Annotated in this window: 15 protein-coding genes; 5 read left to right on the top strand and 10 right to left on the bottom strand. The window is 72.4% G+C overall.

The window, feature by feature from the left end; translation table 11 throughout:
* Positions 1-60: 60 nt before the first annotated feature.
* From JNO44_RS24230 to JNO44_RS24215, 4 genes are all read left to right on the top strand, one after another.
* Positions 61-1,740 carry a bifunctional 3'-5' exonuclease/DNA polymerase gene (locus JNO44_RS24230; protein ID WP_205366070.1) on the top strand — a complete coding sequence of 560 codons (1,680 nt, stop codon included), beginning with the start codon at positions 61-63 and terminating at the stop codon, positions 1,738-1,740.
* A gap of 120 nt (positions 1,741-1,860) precedes the next feature.
* Positions 1,861-2,877, top strand: a complete 1,017-nt coding sequence (locus tag JNO44_RS24225; protein ID WP_205366069.1) for an alpha/beta hydrolase — start codon at positions 1,861-1,863, stop codon at positions 2,875-2,877.
* A gap of 147 nt (positions 2,878-3,024) precedes the next feature.
* The gene (locus JNO44_RS24220; protein WP_205366068.1) at positions 3,025-3,864 is read left to right on the top strand and encodes a DeoR/GlpR family DNA-binding transcription regulator; all 840 of its coding nucleotides are present in this window, start codon (positions 3,025-3,027) and stop codon (positions 3,862-3,864) included.
* Positions 3,861-4,289, top strand: coding sequence for a RidA family protein (locus JNO44_RS24215; protein WP_205366067.1), 429 nt, complete (start codon positions 3,861-3,863; stop codon positions 4,287-4,289). Before JNO44_RS24220 ends, JNO44_RS24215 begins: the two co-directional genes overlap by 4 nt.
* Positions 4,290-4,299: 10 nt before the next feature.
* On the opposite strand, the gene JNO44_RS24210 is transcribed toward JNO44_RS24215, so the two are convergent.
* The 9 genes from JNO44_RS24210 to JNO44_RS24170 all read right to left on the bottom strand — a co-directional run bounded on the left by JNO44_RS24210 (position 4,300) and on the right by JNO44_RS24170 (position 13,326).
* Positions 4,300-5,127: an arylamine N-acetyltransferase family protein gene (locus JNO44_RS24210; protein ID WP_205366066.1), complete on the bottom strand. Its 828-nt coding sequence runs from the start codon at positions 5,125-5,127 to the stop codon at positions 4,300-4,302.
* A 101-nt stretch (positions 5,128-5,228) separates the two neighbouring features.
* Positions 5,229-6,512: an acyltransferase family protein gene (locus JNO44_RS24205; protein WP_240167649.1), complete on the bottom strand. Its 1,284-nt coding sequence runs from the start codon at positions 6,510-6,512 to the stop codon at positions 5,229-5,231.
* A gap of 397 nt (positions 6,513-6,909) precedes the next feature.
* Positions 6,910-7,818, bottom strand: a complete 909-nt coding sequence (locus JNO44_RS24200) for a glycerophosphodiester phosphodiesterase (protein WP_205366065.1) — start codon at positions 7,816-7,818, stop codon at positions 6,910-6,912.
* Between the two features lie 263 nt (positions 7,819-8,081).
* The gene (locus JNO44_RS24195) at positions 8,082-8,603 is read right to left on the bottom strand and encodes a UbiA family prenyltransferase (RefSeq protein ID WP_205366064.1); all 522 of its coding nucleotides are present in this window, start codon (positions 8,601-8,603) and stop codon (positions 8,082-8,084) included.
* On the bottom strand, positions 8,567-9,139 hold the full coding sequence (locus JNO44_RS44520) for a UbiA family prenyltransferase (RefSeq protein WP_275695768.1): 573 nt from the start codon (positions 9,137-9,139) through the stop codon (positions 8,567-8,569). Before JNO44_RS44520 ends, JNO44_RS24195 begins: the two co-directional genes overlap by 37 nt.
* A gap of 67 nt (positions 9,140-9,206) precedes the next feature.
* Complete coding sequence (locus tag JNO44_RS24185; RefSeq protein WP_205366063.1) at positions 9,207-9,968, bottom strand: AfsR/SARP family transcriptional regulator; 762 nt, start codon at positions 9,966-9,968, stop codon at positions 9,207-9,209.
* A 293-nt stretch (positions 9,969-10,261) separates the two neighbouring features.
* Positions 10,262-11,737 (bottom strand): MFS transporter, encoded by a 1,476-nt coding sequence (locus JNO44_RS24180; RefSeq protein WP_205366062.1) that lies wholly within the window; start codon positions 11,735-11,737, stop codon positions 10,262-10,264.
* Between the two features lie 35 nt (positions 11,738-11,772).
* Positions 11,773-12,477 carry an SDR family oxidoreductase gene (locus tag JNO44_RS24175; RefSeq protein WP_205366061.1) on the bottom strand — a complete coding sequence of 235 codons (705 nt, stop codon included), beginning with the start codon at positions 12,475-12,477 and terminating at the stop codon, positions 11,773-11,775.
* A gap of 189 nt (positions 12,478-12,666) precedes the next feature.
* Complete coding sequence (locus JNO44_RS24170) at positions 12,667-13,326, bottom strand: beta-ketoacyl-[acyl-carrier-protein] synthase family protein (protein WP_205366060.1); 660 nt, start codon at positions 13,324-13,326, stop codon at positions 12,667-12,669.
* Between the two features lie 536 nt (positions 13,327-13,862).
* Between JNO44_RS24170 and JNO44_RS24165 the strand changes: the two genes are divergently transcribed.
* Entirely contained in the window at positions 13,863-14,426 is a 564-nt protein-coding gene (locus JNO44_RS24165) for a YbaK/EbsC family protein (RefSeq protein ID WP_205370381.1), read from the top strand.
* A 69-nt stretch (positions 14,427-14,495) separates the two neighbouring features.
* Here JNO44_RS24165 and JNO44_RS24160 read toward each other — a convergent pair whose 3' ends face one another.
* Positions 14,496-15,695, bottom strand: a complete 1,200-nt coding sequence (locus JNO44_RS24160; RefSeq protein WP_205366059.1) for a cytochrome P450 — start codon at positions 15,693-15,695, stop codon at positions 14,496-14,498.
* Between the last annotated feature and the right edge of the window lie 167 nt (positions 15,696-15,862).

The following is a 15,862-nucleotide window of genomic DNA, read 5'->3' as shown; positions in this document are numbered from 1 at the left end:
CAGGGGTGCCGGGAGTGCCGGTCGGGGCCGTTGTCAGACCCTGGTGCAAGACTCGGGGCCATGAGATGGGCGATGGCGGAGACGGGCGACGGGGGTGCTCGTCTCTGCCCGCTTGCTCCGGACGGCCGGCCGGCCGGACCGGTGGTGTCGGAGCCCTCGCTCGTCGAGGCGGTGCGGTCGCGCCCCGAGGTCGAGCGGTGGGTGTGGCGGTCCACGGCGGAGATCTACCGGCGGCTGCTGGACGCCGGAGTGCGGGTCGAGCGCTGCTACGACGTCGAGGCCGCGGAGGCGCTGCTGATCGGCCACGAGGAGGGCCAGTCCGGTCAGCCGCGCTCGCTGGCCGCCGCCTGGGCACGGCTGCACGGCCTGCCGGTACCGGCGGACGCGCCGGTGCGCGCCGCCGAGACCCAGCCCTCCCTGTTCGAGCCGGGGCCGGTGCCGCTGCCGCCCGGCACCGACGAGCTCACCGCGCTGCTGGAGATCTACGCCCACCAGGTGGCCCGTGCCGCGCGGGCCGAGCATCCGGACCGGATGCGGCTGCTGTTGGCGTCGGAGTCGGCGGGCATGCTGGTCGCCGCGGAGATGTCGCGGACGGGGATCCCCTGGCGCGCGGACGTGCACCGCGAGGTGCTGGACGGCCTGCTGGGCGAGCGCTTTCCGGGCGGGCTGGAGCCGCGGCGGATGGCGGAGCTGGCCGACGAGGTGTCGCGGGCCTTCGGGGAGGGCGCGCGGGTCCGCCCCGACCTGCCCCACGACATCATCAGGGCCTTCGCCCGCGCCGGCATCGTCCTCTCCTCGACCCGCAAGTGGGAGCTCCAGCAGATCGACCACCCCGCGGTGGCGCCGCTGCTGGCGTACAAGTCGCTGTACCGCCTGCACACCGCCCACGGCTGGTCCTGGCTCCAGCAGTGGGTGCACGAGGGCCGGTTCCGCCCCGAGTACCTGCCCGGCGGCACAGTCTCCGGCCGGTGGACGACCAACGGCGGCGGCGCCCTGCAGATCCCCAAGGTGATCCGGCAGGCGGTGCGCGCCGATCCGGGGTGGCGGCTGGTGGTCGCCGACGTCGACCAGATGGAGCCGCGGGTGCTGGCCGCGGTCTCCCGCGACCGGGGCCTGATGGAGGTGGCCGGCACCGGCGAGGACCTCTACGCGGATCTGGCGGCCCGCGCCTTCGGCGGCGACCGCGACCAGGCCAAACTCGCCCTGCTGGGCGCCATTTACGGGCAGACGTCGGGCGACGCCCTCAAGCACATGGCCGACCTGCGCCGGCGCTATCCGGCCGCGGTGGCGTACGTCGACGACGCGGCCCGGGCGGGTGAGGAGGGCCGCCTGGTGCGCACCTGGATGGGCCGCACCTGCCCGCCCGCCTCGATGGCGGCGCCCGACGAGGCGGGCCTGCCCCAGGAGGAGGAGCAGTCCGGCGGCTACGGCAGCAGTTCGGCGGCCCGCGCCCGCGGCCGCTTCACCCGCAACTTCGTGGTGCAGGGCAGCGCCGCCGACTGGGCCCTGCTGGTGCTGGCCGCCCTGCGCCATGCGCTGGCCCGCGGCGGGCTCCGCGCCGAGCTGGTCTTCTTCCAGCACGACGAGGTGATCGTGCACTGCCCGGCGGACGAGGCCGCAACGGTCGCCGAGGCCATCACGGCGGCGGCGGCCACCGCGGGGCGGATCGCCTTCGGCCCCACCCCGGTGCGGTTCCCGTTCACCACGGCGGTGGCGGAGTGCTACGGGGACGCGAAGTGAGCGCGCCGCGCACCGCGATGTGCCGGAACTCCCCTGGCGCGCCGAGTGCCCGCCGTTCCATCGTTGACCGCCCGTGAGGTCCCGCGGCGTCCCGCCGCACGAGCAGAGAAGAGGCAGCCGATGCCCGTCCCGCCCGGCTTAGCGGTCCACCCCGAACTCCTGCCGTATGTCGGCCCGTTGGGGTCCTTCTCCGACCCGTACGAGGACATCGTGGCCACCCGTGCGCGGTTCGACGCGATGCTGGCCGCGCACCCCGCCGACCGCTCGGGCGTGCGCAGCGAGCGCCACGACATCCCGCGGCCGGACGGCAGCGCGCTGGTCGTCGAGGTCTACCACCCGGAGCCCGCGGCGGGCCCCGCGCCCACCGGGCCGCTGCCCGCCGTGCTGAACCTCCACGGCGGTGGCTTCGCCGTCGGCCGCTCCCTCCCCGGGCAGGACCGGACCGCGCTCGCGCTCTGCCGCGAACTGCGCACCGTCGCGATCGCCGTCGAGTACCGGCTGGCGCCCGAGCACCGCTATCCGGCCGGTGTGGAGGACTGCTACCGCGCCCTGGAGTGGACGGCCTCGCACGCCGCCGACCTGGGCATCGATCCGCAGCGGATCGCCGTCCACGGCACGTCGGCGGGCGGCGGACTCGCCGCGGCGGTCGCGCTGATCGCCCGGGACCGCGGCGGCCCGGCGATCGCCTACCAGTCGATGTGCGTCCCTGACGTGGACGACCGGATCGCCGACGAGCCGATCCCGGCGGACGCCGACGGGCCGGGCGGGGACGCCGGGCCGCAGCTGCGCCTGCACATCCTGCGCATGGTCCGGCTGGCGTGGCGGCACTACCTCCCGGAGGGCGCGTTCGCGGCGGAGCGGCGGACCGCGCCGGACGCGTACGCCTCGCCGGGCCGCGCCACCGACCTGTCGGGCCTGCCGCCGGCGTACATCCTGGTCTGCGGCCTCGACGCGCTGCGCGAACCGGCCCTGGCGTACGCCCGGCGTCTGATGGACGCGGGGGTGGGCGTGACGGTCCACCAGGTGCCCGGTGCCTGGCACGGCTTCGAGTCCAGCGCCCCCGGCACCCGGCTGGCACGGGAGATGACGGCCCACTGGAAGGGGCACTTGCGGGCGGCGCTGCACGGGACGTTCTAGGGTCGGTGTCCGCCCCCGGCGCCAGGGCGCGTCGGGCCTCGGCGCGCCGGACGGGCGCCGGCCGCTCCCCCGTCACGTCCTAAACTCGCCGGCTAGGGGACCGCCGGCAGGCGAACGCCGGCCGTCCGAGCCGCGAAGGGATCAGCGTTGACCGACACCGAAGGGGCAGCCGACGCCCCGGACGCCAGCCAGGCGCCGGTCACCAAGCTGAGCCCCAAGGACCGCCGCAAGCGGATCAGCGACCGGGTGCTGGCCGAGGGGCAGGTGACCATCGAGGAACTGGTCCAGGAGCTCGGCGTCAGCCAGATGACGGTCCATCGCGATCTGGACACCCTTGAGCACCAGGGCTGGCTGCGCAAGGTGCGCGGCGGCGCCACGGCAGCCCCCAGCGCGCTGTTCGAGTCCACGGCGCGCTGGCGGGGCAACGAGCAGGTGGCGGCGAAGGAGGCCATCTGCGAGGCCGCGCTGGCCCTGGCCGAGCCGGGCCAGGCCCTGATCATCGACGACTCCAGTACGGCGCTGCCGCTGGCCCGTTCGCTCGCCTCGCGCGGCGCGTTCACCGTGATCACCAACTCCCTCCAGGTCATCAACGAGCTGGCGGAGGAGCCCGATATCCGGGTGATCGCGCTGGGCGGCGAGTACCACGCGGCGTTCAACGCCTTCCTCGGCATGTCCACCGCCGACATCGCCCGCAGCTTCCGCGCGGACATCGCCTTCCTGTCCACCTCCGCGGTCGACAACGGTCACTGCTACCACCAGGCGCAGGAGAACGTCCTGGTCAAGCGCGCGCTGATGGCCGCAGCCCGGCGCAAGGTGCTGCTCGTGGACCACTCCAAGTTCGGCCGTCAGGCGCTGTACGAGCTGGCGCCGCTGGCCGACTTCGATCTCGTCATCTCCGATGAGCACCTTCCCCAGGAGGAGCAGGAGGCGCTTCAATCCCTGGGAGTGCGTTACGAGTTGGCGACGGAGGGGAGTCGGCGGGGATGAGCGGCAGCAACGACGACAGCGGCGACGGCCTGGAGCGCATCAACCCGCCCCACCTCGCGCCGCCGACCGGCTTCAGCCACGCCGTGCGCGTCACCGCCCCCGGCACCCTGGTCTTCCTCGCCGGGCAGACCGCGCTCGACGGCGCGGGCCGGATCGTCGGGAACGGCATCGTCGAGCAGTTCGAGCGGGCGCTGGGCAACCTCCTGGAGGCGGCGGCCGCCGCCGGGGCGGCCCCTGCCGACCTGGCCAAGCTGACCGTCTTCGCGGTCGACGTCGTCGACTACCGCCGTCACGCCAAGGAGCTCGGCCGGGTGTGGAAGCGGCTGGTCGGCAGCGACTTCCCGGCCATGGCCGTGATCGGCGCCGGCCGCCTGTGGGACGAGGCCGCCCTGGTCGAGATCGAGGGCATCGCGGTGGTGCGGTAGCCCGCCCCGCTCACTGCCGGTACGTCGCCACCAGCGCCTCGGCGTCCGCCGCGGAGAGCGTGATCCCGAACTCGGTGTCCAGCAGGCCCGGGATCTCCTCCGGGGCGACCTCGCGCACCTCGCGCGACCAGTCCGGCCGGGTGCGGACCAGTTCCCGGCCGACCAGCGTGCTGCGCAGTTCGGGCCCGGGCTTCTGCACCACGATCCGGCCGGTGAACGGCGACCGCGGGTGGGTCGATATGTAGTGGTTGAAGATGGTGTAGTCGACCGGGAAGCACCGCTCGGTGCCGAAGGCGTAGAGGTCGAACCACCCGTCCGCATGGCGCGAGCGCAGCACCCACGCCTCGGTCTCCTTCTCGTGGACCACGCCGAAGGTCCAGGCGCCCTGCCGTTCCTCGACGCCGTCCCGCAGCGGGATCGGGGCGAGCAGCGCCTCGCCGCCGAAGCCGACGTCGGTGATCCAGTCCGTGCCGTCCAGCTCCACCTTCAACAGGGCGTGGGTGACCGGGCGCACCTTGTCCTCGCCCATCCGGATCCGGGCGCCGAGCCCGCGGACGCGGAAGCCGAGGCGCTCCAGGGCGGCGGCGTAGAGGAGGTTCTGCTCGTAGCAGTAGCCGCCGCGCCGCTGCCGGACCATCTTGGCCTGGAGCGCCTCCAGGTCGAGCAGGATCGGGCGGCCCAGCACGATCTCGATGTTCTCGAAGCCGAGGGAGTCGCTGTGCGCGGCGTGCAGTGCGCGCAGCGTCTCCAGGGTCGGCCGGCGGTCGCCCTGGTAGCCGATGCGCGCCAGGTAGGCGTCCAGGTCGAGCCGGTCGCCGCCCCAGGTGGATCCGGTCATGGTGTCTCCCCCTTCGTCGTGGCGTCCCCCTCTCGGGGAAGCCGCAACGGAGCCTATGAGACGGCGGCACCGCAACGGATCGGCCGACGGTACGACGCCGCTCACCTGCGCCCGTGCGCCGTCCCCACCGGATCGGGCCTGAACGCCCAGGCCATCCTGGGCTCCACGGCGAACCGGAAGATCCGCTGCACCGGTGGCGTGCACAGCAGGGTGACGAGGGTGCCCGCGAGCAGGGTCAGCAGCACCAGACCCCACGGCGTGTGCAGCCAGGCGTTGTCGTACCAGTGCCAGAAGCGCGACCCCTTGGCGAGGAAGCCGTGCAGCAGATAGCCGTAGAGGGTGCCCGCGCCCAGCGCCGTGAACCACATCCGGCGGCTCGGCACCCAGGCGAAGAAGCAGGCCACCAGCACCAGGGAGCAGCCGAACATCGCCAGCGTCATCACCGGCCCGCTCCACCAGGGGGCGCCCAGCTCCTGGGCGCTGTCGCGGTGGTAGAACCACGCGGCGTTCATCCGCGGCGCGGCCCAGTAGGCGAAGACCAGCGCGCCGGCGACGACCGGCAGCGCGGCGAGCCGCACCGACCGGCTGCGCAGGAGCGGGAAGTGCTCGGGCCGCAGGGCGAGCCCCAGCACGAAGAACGGCAGGAACTGCAGCACGCGTTGGAGGTTGAGATCGTCGCCGATCTCCGGCGAGCAGGAGGCCAGGACCGCGATCGTCAGCGCGAGCGGCAGCGGCCAGCGCACGATCTTCCACAGCGGGGTGGTCAGCCGCCAGATGAAGAGGGCGACCAGGAACCACGTCAGGTACCAGGGCTGCAGGAGGGTGATCGGGTAGCCCGGATCGTCGTCCGCCCAGCGCTTGAAGAAGGTGTAGGCGACCTCGAAGAGGACGTAGGGGACGGCGACCCCGGTGATCAGCCGCTGCAGCCGGTCCTTGCGCATGTCGAAACTGCGCGAGAAATAGCCGGAGATGATGATGAAGGCCGGCATGTGGAAGGCGTAGACGGTGAGGTAGAGCGCCGCCGCCGACCGGCTGCCGGAGCGCAGCGGCTCCCAGGAGTGGCCCATCGCCACCAACACGATCGCCAGGTACTTGGCGTTGTCGAAGAACGCGTCGCGGGCCGCGCTCCGCGCACCGCCGCGCGCCGCCCGGCCGGTGCTGGCGTGCGCCCGGCCGGCGCGCCCCTTGGCGTGCCGTCTGCTCCCACTTCCGCCCTCGCCCGCCACCGGCCCGGGGGGCGGGACCGGGGGGATCGTGGCCGTCGACACACGTGCCCCGTCCACCCGCCCGGCCGCACCCGCCGTGTGCAGCGGGTCCTGCGGCATCTGCCGCGGCGCGGGCAGTGGCACCCGCCGCTGGCCGTACGCCGGAAACTCGTTCGTCAACGGCCCTCCCGGAACGCGCCTGCGGGAGGATCCGGACGCACCGAATCAACCGGCTCCACAACGGAACCCACAGGCCGGATCCAGCGTCTTAGTTGGTTTACGGGGAGTGTGGCGTCGAACATCCCTGGCACCTTAGCCGCGCCGATGGAATCCCGTAAATCCCGCCCGGGCGGGATCGCCCACCGGGTTCACACCCTCACCGCAGCCGGGCGAATCGCCGCAAAACGTGGGCGGGAGACTACACCCGTAGAGGGCGGACGAGCGGTCGCAACTCCGGCAGACACGAAAAACCCACCCGCTCCAGAACAACTCAGCACGTTCGGGAACGTCCCGCGGCCCCTTCCGCACGTCGCGGGTCCGCGCCGGGCCCGCCGCGCATCCCGCACGGAACGGGTGATCAGTCGATAACGCCTTCTACGCCCTGTGCCCGTACGGCCCGCACGCTCGCCTCCGCGCCGACGCCCCACGCGTAGATCTCCAGCGGCCGGCCGTGCGGCCCGCTCAGCCGGTGCACGGCCCGGGTCCACCGCGAACCGACCTCGGACATCCGCGGATTGATCTGATCGGCGAAGCGCGCATAGCGCCGCAGTTTGCTGATCGGGGGCCGCCCCAGAATCCCCGTCCGCACCTGCGGCATCAGCTTGTGCACCCGCTTCACACAGCGCACGCAGAAGCTTTGGATCACCAGCCGGTTACGGAGGTGCGCACGATCCAGCCAGCCCAGCTCCCGCAGTTCGCGGAGGGCCTGCGCCTCGACTCCCGGATACAGCTCGGGCTGCTTCAGCTCCAGCAGCAGCCCCTGCTGATTGCGGTCCAGCCTGTGCAGATAGTCGGCGAGCGTGGGCACCCGCTCACCGGCGAACCGTTTCCCGAACCAGCTCCCGGCATCCAGCCGCGCGATCTCCGCCGCGGTGAAGTCCCGCACCCGCCACGGCGCCCGGTGCGGGAACACCCGCGCGGCGTCGGTGGTCCGGTTGAGCGTGTCGTCGTGCATCACGATCAGCCGGCCGTCCTTGGTGCGCTGCACATCGTTCTCGACCCACACCAGCCCCCGGCTGTGCGCCGCGTCGATCGCCGCGAGGGTGTTCTCCGGTGCGTACCGGGACGCGCCCCGGTGCGCGATCACGAACGGTTCGCGCTGCCCCACCCGGAGGCTCACCAGCGTCCCGCCCCGGGTGGCCAGCTGCTGCCGCTCGTCCGGGCCGGAGGCCAGCGCGGACGACGCCATGGTCGCCGTGATGACGAACGCGAGGGCACCGGACGCGCCCCGCAACGGCTGCCGGATCCGCACCGTTCTCCGAAGCATGCGGAGCCTCCAGGTCACTCGCGCAGACCGTGCCGTCTGCGTCAGGTACGCCCCCTAGGGCTCCGGATCCGCCCTGCCTACCGACCCTGCCCCCATCCCGGCACCGCCGCCACGCGGGGGCTCCCGCCGGCGCTCCCCCGCGACTCCTCTCCCCCATCCTTTTCGCAGGTCAGCGACGTCCCGCGGCGGCTGCGCCCGGAGGCCCCCATCCGTGCGGGGCCCGCCGGGCGCAGCCCCGCACGAAGGGCGGGCCTACCGGGGAGTCACCGGGTCAGGGCGGCGCAGAGGGCCGCGGCGCAGGCGGCGTACTGGGTGACCATGAAGGCCCGGTAGGGCAGGCGGCTGCGGCCGCGGGGCTCGCTGGAGGACGTGGTGGCGGTCAGCACCGCGATCGCCAGCGCGCCGCCCAGGAGGAGCAGCGCGGAGGGGAGCAGGACCGGGGTGGCCGTCGCGGCGACCGCGGTGTAGGCCGCGCCCAGCACGAGGGGATTGATCGCGCAGATCAGCCGGGCCCGCCGGGCGCAGCCCCGGATGAGCGCGGTGCGCCGGCCGGCCGCGGCGTCGCCGCGCAGGTCGGACAGGTCCTTCACCGGGGCGCCGACCGCGCCCATCCACAGCGTCAGCACGGTGCCGAGGACCAGCACCGGCAAGGCGTCGCGGCGGTCGGCGCCGGCACAGAGCCAGCCCGCGGCGAAGGTCAGTCCGCCCAGCGCCAGGATGCACGGCACGGCGGTGGCGGTGCGGCGCTTCAGGGCGATCGCGGCGCCGAGTAGGCGTATCCGCACAGCAGCTGGGCGGCGACGAGCGGGGTGAGCAGGGGCACCGGGCCGAGCGCCGCCAGCAGCAGGGCGAGGAGCGCCAGCACCCAGGCGATCGCCCTGGCCCGCTCCGGGGCGAGGCGACCGCCGGAGATCGGGCGGCCGTTGGCGTTCAGCCGGTCCTCGGGCGCGTCGTGCACGCCGTTGACGAGGTAGACGTAGGTCGTCGCGCAGGTCCAGGCGGCCGCGCCGCAGGCGAACGCGGCCGGGCGGACCGGGGCCACCGACCCCGCCAGCAGGAACGCCGTCGAGGAGCGCAGCAGGAAGACGATGCCGTCCGGCCAGATCGGCTCGCCGCGCGGCCCCCGCGGTATCGGTACGGCGGGAATGCCCAGCTGCGCCAGCGCGGTGCGGGCGCAGCTGCGTACGGTGCGGAATTTGGCGCGCCGGGCCGCCACCGTCGAGGCGACCGACGCGGCCTCTTCGGGGAAGAGTTCGCCGAGGGGCGCGTCGCCGAAGTGTTCGGCGGAGGCGACGGGCGGGGGCAGGAGTTCCTCGATCACGTGCCGGCCAGGGATTCGGGCGTGGAATGCGCGCGGTGGGATGTCGGCGGGAATGCGCGCGGGGCCGTCAGGCGGCCCGGCCGAGGATCTGGCACCGGATGCGGCGCACTTCCATCGAGGGTTCCAGGCCCAGTTCGCTTTCGAGCAGGGCGCACAGCTTCTGGTACGCGCCGAGCGCCTCGGCGCGCCGGCCGGAACACCGCAGCGCGTCGATCAGGCGGGTGTGCAGCCATTCGTTGAACGGGTTCGCGGCCACCAACGTGCGCAGCTCACAGATGATTTCGCGGTGCCGGCCAAGCTGGGCGTCCGCCTCCAGGCGCTTTTCCAGGGCGCGCTGACGCTGTTCTTCGAGGCGGGCCACATAGCCGTCCAGGACCGGCCCGCACGCCACGCCTTCGAGCGCCGGCCCGCGCCACAGCGCCAGGGCCGCGCGCAGCGCGTCCGCAGCCTCCGCCACCCGGCCCTGGTGCAGGAGTTCGCCCCCGAGCCGGGCCTGCTGGGCGAAGACGGCGGAATCCAGGGCACCGTCGGAAAGGCGCAGCAGATAGCCGTTCGGCCGGCTCTCGATGACCGGTTGCTGCGCCATTCCCGCGAATTCCTCGGCGGCCAGCTGTTTGCGCAGGTGGTAGACGTGGGTGCGAACGGTCATCACGGCGCTGTCGGGTCGTCGGCCCGCCCACAGTTCGTCCATCAACAGGTCGATCGGGACGAAGTGGCCGGCCCGGGACAGCAGTAGGGCGAGGACCTTCCGCAGTTTCGGCCCGCGCAGGGTCCGTACGCCGTGTGCGGTGTGCAGTTCCAGCGGTCCCAGGACGCCGAAGCCCGTCATGTGCGGCTCTCCCCCTCGGCCTCGCGGCGGCTCTTCCGTCGTGCGCGGTCATGCGCGGTGACTGGTGCATGAATGGTGCACGGAGGTCACACGCTATGCGAAGGGGTGCCGCCGGTGCCATCGCGGTGTTCCATACGGGACACGCGGCTGTGTCGAAGGGGGCAGGAAAGCGGCGGGGCCCCACCCTCCACGGACAGGACCCCTGCTCGGCTCCTTCGGGTTGCACGCCGCCGCCGTACGGAATCGCTGTACGGCGCCGTCGTGCGTCGTCGCGGTATGCGCCGTCGCGCCCGTCACGCGTCCGTGCGGGCCCGCTTGCCGATCCGGGTGAGGGCGATGCATAGCGCTCCCAGCGCGGACAGTCCGGCGCAGACCACGAGGGCGCGGTCCATCCCCGCGCCGGCGTCCACCGCGGCGTCGCCGGAGGGCATGACGGAGGTGGAGGCCACCACGGTCAGGGCGACGCCGATCGCCGCGCCCACATAGCGGGCAGTGTTGTTGGCGCCGGCGCCCATCCCCGCACGGTGGGCGGGGACGCTCTCCACCGCCATACGGGCCAGGCCCGCGTTGAGCAGTCCGCTGCCGACGCCGCTGACCACCAGGCCGGGGACGAAGCGCGCCCAGTGGGCGTCCGGGGCGATGCCGAGGATCGCCACGTCGCCGACGATGCTCAGGCCCATCCCGATCACCAGCCGGTGCCAGCCCCGCACCCGGTCGGAGAGCCGGCGGGTCAGCAGCGACACCACGAAGGAGGTGCCGGCCCAGATGCCGAGCATGGCGCCGCCGGCCAGGGCGGTCATGCCCATCGACTTCTGCATCACCGTGGGCAGATAGCTCAGCACGCCCAGGATGGACAGCCCGGTGAACAGCGAGCCCAGGGTGGCCGCGTTGAAGTCCGGGTCGCGGAACAGGCGGAGGTCGACCATCGGCGCGGCGGAGCGCAGTTCGACGATCACGAAGGCCACCGCGAGCACCACCGCCACCACGAAGAGCACCAGCGCCTCGGGGGCCAGCCAGCCGCTGCGGCCCTGGACCAGCGCGGCCAGCAGGGCGGTCACCGCGACGCCGAGCAGCACCGCACCGGCCCAGTCGGTGCGCTCGGGCCGGTCGCCGCGGTACTCGTCGACGAGGGTGCGGACCGCGATCGCCAGCAGCACCGCGCCCACCGCGAACGCCCAGTAGCCCAGCCGCCAGTCGTCCACCATCGCCAGCGCCGCGGAGATCGCCGGGCCCAGGGTGATCCCGCCGCCGACCATGGCGCCCCACATGCCGGTGGCCCGCACCCGCTTGGGCCCGGCCGGGAAGGCGTAGCCGATGATGCCGAGGCTGGCCGTCATGATGGCGGCGCTGCCGATGCCCTGGACGATACGGGCGCCGACGAACACCCCGTTGTCGCCGGCCGTGGCGCACACCACGGTGCTCGCCGCCAGCAGCAGGGCGCCGTAGAAGAAGACCCGCCGCTGGCCGTGCGCGTCGCCCAGGCCGCCGGTGATCAGCAGCAGCGCGGCGATGCCCAGCATGACGCTGCTGAGCATCCAGGTCTGGCCGGACAGGCCCGCGCCGAGGTCGGCGGCGGTGGCCGAGAGGGTGGACATGGGTGCCGTGTAGTTCATCAGCACCAGCAGGGTGCCGAAGCAGCAGACGGCGAGGGTGAGCCGGCGCGGCGGGGCGGCGGCGGTGTCGGGGCCGGTCGTCGGGGACGCCGCGGGGGCCGGTCGTTCGGCCGTGGAGATCGGACCGGCGGCGCCGGTCGCGTGATCGCGTGTCAAGGATTCGCTCCAGAGAGAGGGGCCGGGCCGGCCGTTCAGATGCCCATGCCGATGCCGCCGCCGACGGGGAGCACCGCACCGGTGATGTAGCCCGCGGACTCGCCGGCCAGGAACCGTACGGCCGCGGCGACTTCCTCGGGGGTGCCGGGGCGGTTCAGCGACGTCATCCGCATCACGTCCCGCATGCGGCGGTCGCTGAGTTCCTGGGTCATGGCGGTGTCGATGATCCCGGGGGCGACGAGGTTGATCGTGACGCCGCGGGAGCCCAACTCCCAGGCGAGGGAACGGGCGAAGCCGACCATCGCGGTCTTCGTCGCCGCGTAATTGGTCTGCCCGGGAGAACCCAGGAAGCCCAGTGCGGACGACAGCAGCACAATGCGGCCGCGGCGGGCGGCGAGCATGCCGCTCGCGGCCTTTCGCACCGTCCGGAACACCCCCTTCAGATTGGTCTCCAGTACGTCGTCGAATGCCTCGTCGCTCATGCGCAGCAGCAGTGTGTCGCGGGTTATTCCGGCGTTTGCCACCAGCACTTCGACCGGGCCCTGTTCGGCCTCGACGGTTTCGTACGCGGCGTCCACCGACGCCGGGTCGGTCACCTCGCACCGGACGCCGAACAGACCCTCCGGCGGCTCTCCGGAGCGATATCCGACGGCGACCCGGTCACCGTCGGCCGCCATGGCCCGGGCGATGGCCAGGCCGATACCGCGATTTCCCCCGGTGATGAATACCGAACGTGACATGGATTCCTCGTTGTTCCGGTTGTTTCCGTTGTTCCTGTGGCTCATTCGCTGGTTTCTCGTGGGCCGGCGCGCGCGGGGACGTCCGCATCTACGCCGCTGGAGCCTGGACGACCAGGCACGACCAGGTGAAGCCGGCCCCCGCGCTGAGCACGAGCGCCGCCTCGCCGGGCGCCAGCACCGCGCCGTCGATCAGGTCGGCCAGGCCCGCCGCGGCGCCCCCCGCGCCCAGGTGCCGGTGTCCCGGCCGTAGTCCACCGGGGGCGCGGCCACGCACGCGGCGAGTAGCAGGGCGGTGCCGCCGTCGCCGTAGGCCACGCCGTAGTCCCCGGCCCAGCGGTCGAAGCCCGACCCGGCGAACCGGTCACCGGTGGTGACGAGCCCCCAGGAGGCCCCGTCCGCCGCTCCGTCCACGGCGCCGTCCACCGCCCCCGCCCGGCGGTCGCGGAGCCAGGAGGCGGCCAGGTCCAGGGCCGTGGCCCCGCCGTTGCACACCTGCTGGACGCCGACCGGCAGGGCGCGCGCGGCACCGAGCCGCGCGGCGATGTAGTGCGGCGGCGACCACAGGTCGTGCCCCTGGTAGTACATCCACGCGTGACAGAGCACGTCGAGCCGGCCGGGGTCGGTCCCGGTGGCGTCCAGTACCGCACGCGCGGCGTGCACGGCCATGTCGGGGGCCGGGGTGTCCGCCGCGGCCGGCAGCGCCGCATGGCCCAATTCCCGTGCCGTACGGGCCTTCAGCCGCCCGCTGTCCACTGCCGAACCGACCTGGGAACTGCCGTCGGGCAGCCAGCGCGCGGCGGCCGCGATACCGACCGTCGCCCTGGGCGTCGCCGGACCGAATTCTCTCATCCGGGCATGGTGCACCACCCCGATAGACCTGAAGTGAAAGGCGCCTAGAGGGCAGTGCGAAGGAATATGGAAACGGCATGGAAGGCACATAAAAGCTGCATGGAAGGAGCGGTGGAGGAAACCCACTCGCTACCCCGACCAAGGCTCTGGAAAAGGGGAGTTGAGCGGATCCGGGGTCCTGGCTGTAGGTACCGGGACACATCCCATGTCACTTTCGGAGTGTTGCCGGGAATTGTGGCCACGGGTTTCATGATCTGCGGCAGCAACGCCTGAACCGCAAGGGGTGGAAGATGAGTGACGCCGTTCTCTCCGAGGAACTGCGCAACAAGGTGCGGGACATCGTCGCGAACGTCCGGGCCCACAGCGCCCCCCGAAGCCCTGACGCCACCCCGACACCGCGCCGCCCGAACCCAGGAATCCGCAGGTCACACCCGCTCCCCGGACAGCACGGCGGACCGCCCGACCGGGCCGCGGACCGCCCGCAGGCACCCGCCCGACGCCCCCTCGGGCGACCGCCGTTCCCCTACCATGCGACGATGATCAACTCTCTGACCACGCCGTTCGGCCGATTCGAAGCAGCCTGGCGAGCCGTCGACCATCCGGAACTGGTGGCGGACCCCACCGCCGCGGCGCTGCGCACCTGGGCCGGAGCCGAGCCGGTGGAGTCGGTGCTGGTCGTCGACACCGACCCGGAGAAGGCCGACACCTCCGTCTTCTGCGAGAGCTACGACGTCCCGCCGGAGCTCTCCGCGAACTGCGTGATCGTCAGCGCCAAGCGCGGCGAGAACGTCACCTTCGCCGCCTGCGTCGCGCTGGCGACCACCCGGGTCGACGTCAACAGGACCGTCCGCAAGCACCTCGGCGCCCGCAAGGCCAGCTTCGCCCCCATGGAGACCGCCGTCGCGGAAACCGGCATGGAATACGGCGGCATCTCCCCGCTCGGCCTGCCGGCGGACTGGCCCGTCCTGATCGACGAGGCGGTCGCCACCACCCCCCACGTCCTCATCGGCAGCGGCCGCCGCCGCGGCAAGATCATCCTTCCCGGCCGCTTCCTGACCCAACTCCCCGGCGCCGAGGTCCTCCCCCAACTGGCCACCTGAAGCCCGCCGACCCCAAAACCCCAGCCCGGACAGGGTCCGAGTCGGGGTTTCTCCTGTGGGGCGTCCTGCTCAGAACAGCAGCGGCAGTTCCCGGACCCCGGTCATGCTCAGGCTGGGAAGGAACCGCGGCGGCCGGTCCGGATCGCTCCGCAGGTTGGGGAAGCGGTCCAGCAGGATGTTCAGCGCCACCCTGCCTTCCAGCCTTGCCAGTGGCGCGCCGATGCAGAAGTGTGCCCCACGGCCGAACGCCAGATGCGGGTTCGGGTCCCGCGTCGGGTCGAAGGTGTCCGGATCGGTGAACTGCTTCGGATCCCGGTTCGCCACGCCGAGAAAAGTCACCACCAAGGAATCGGCGGGGATGCGCTCGCCGCCGAGTTCGACCTCGGTCGTGGTGGCCCGCGCCGTCCCCGCGAACGGGCTGTAATACCGCAGTGCTTCCTCGATCGCCGCGGGGATCAGGCTCCGGTCCGCGCGAACCCTGGCGAGCCACTCCGGATGGGTGTCCAGGCACAGGATCGAGTTGCCCAGCAGCATCGTGGTGGTGATGTGCCCGGCGATCAGCAGCACGTTGGAGAAGTTCACCACCTCGTTGTCGCTGAGGCGTTCACCGTCCACCTCGGCCTGGACCAGCTTGGAGATCAGGTCCTCGCGGGGATTCCTCCTGCGGTCCTCCACGTGTTCGCGCAGGTAGTCGCCGAGTTTCGCAACCTGCTGCATCGCGTCCTGAAGCCGCTTCCGCTGTGTTTCGCTCCGCTCGACGAAGGAGAACTCCTGGGTGCTCTCCATCAGCGCGGTCCCCCATTCCCGGAACTTGTCCCGGTCCGAGGCCGGCACTCCGAGCAGTTCGGCGATGACGATGACCGGAAGCGGATACGCCAGGTCGTTGACCAATTCCATCCGGTCACCGTCGGCCACAGCGTCGAGTAGCTCGTGGGTCAGCTCGGCGATGCGTGGCTCCATATCGGCCACCACCTTCGGGGTGAAGGCATGGCTGATCAGCCCGCGGAGCTTCTTGTGCTCCAACGCATCCATCTGAATGAGGTTGCCCTCGCTGAACTCGTCCATGCCGTCCAACATGTCCTGGGGTACGACGCGCTGGGTGTTCGAGGAGAACGTCGCGGGGTTGGCCAGGACATGCTGGACCTCCCGATAGCCGTAGACGCACCAGATCCCGGCCTGCGCGTCGTAGCGCACCGGGGCTTCCGGCGCCTGGCCACGTAGCCAGAACTGCGCCTTGTGAATTCCCCAGGTGTCGGCCACGGAAGTCATGTTTCGCCATCCTTTGCTAGATCATGGGTATGGATCCGCTTGTGGAAGCTCGGAAGTAAATCCGCGAATATCGCGCTGATCTCCTGCGAAGCCACCCGCGGGGCGCTGGCCGAGGGCTTCGTCTTGGCCTCAAAGGAGATTGTTTGACGAGGTGCGCCGAGGAATCG

Source organism: Streptomyces noursei (genome assembly GCF_016917755.1).
Classification (GTDB): Bacteria; Actinomycetota; Actinomycetes; order Streptomycetales; family Streptomycetaceae; genus Streptomyces; species Streptomyces yunnanensis.
Note: the sequence above shows the minus strand (reverse complement) of the source record. Positions and strands in the feature narration are given on the sequence as shown.

Coding starts and splice junctions, on each gene's coding strand:
- JNO44_RS24230 (WP_205366070.1), top strand. CDS start 61: ATGAGATGGGCGATGGCGGAGACGGGCGACGGGGGTGCTCGTCTCTGC.
- JNO44_RS24225 (WP_205366069.1), top strand. CDS start 1,861: ATGCCCGTCCCGCCCGGCTTAGCGGTCCACCCCGAACTCCTGCCGTAT.
- JNO44_RS24215 (WP_205366067.1), top strand. CDS start 3,861: ATGAGCGGCAGCAACGACGACAGCGGCGACGGCCTGGAGCGCATCAAC.
- JNO44_RS24210 (WP_205366066.1), bottom strand. CDS start 5,127: ATGACCGGATCCACCTGGGGCGGCGACCGGCTCGACCTGGACGCCTAC.
- JNO44_RS24200 (WP_205366065.1), bottom strand. CDS start 7,818: ATGCTTCGGAGAACGGTGCGGATCCGGCAGCCGTTGCGGGGCGCGTCC.
- JNO44_RS24185 (WP_205366063.1), bottom strand. CDS start 9,968: ATGACGGGCTTCGGCGTCCTGGGACCGCTGGAACTGCACACCGCACAC.
- JNO44_RS24175 (WP_205366061.1), bottom strand. CDS start 12,477: ATGTCACGTTCGGTATTCATCACCGGGGGAAATCGCGGTATCGGCCTG.
- JNO44_RS24170 (WP_205366060.1), bottom strand. CDS start 13,326: ATGAGAGAATTCGGTCCGGCGACGCCCAGGGCGACGGTCGGTATCGCG.
- JNO44_RS24165 (WP_205370381.1), top strand. CDS start 13,863: ATGATCAACTCTCTGACCACGCCGTTCGGCCGATTCGAAGCAGCCTGG.
- JNO44_RS24160 (WP_205366059.1), bottom strand. CDS start 15,695: ATGACTTCCGTGGCCGACACCTGGGGAATTCACAAGGCGCAGTTCTGG.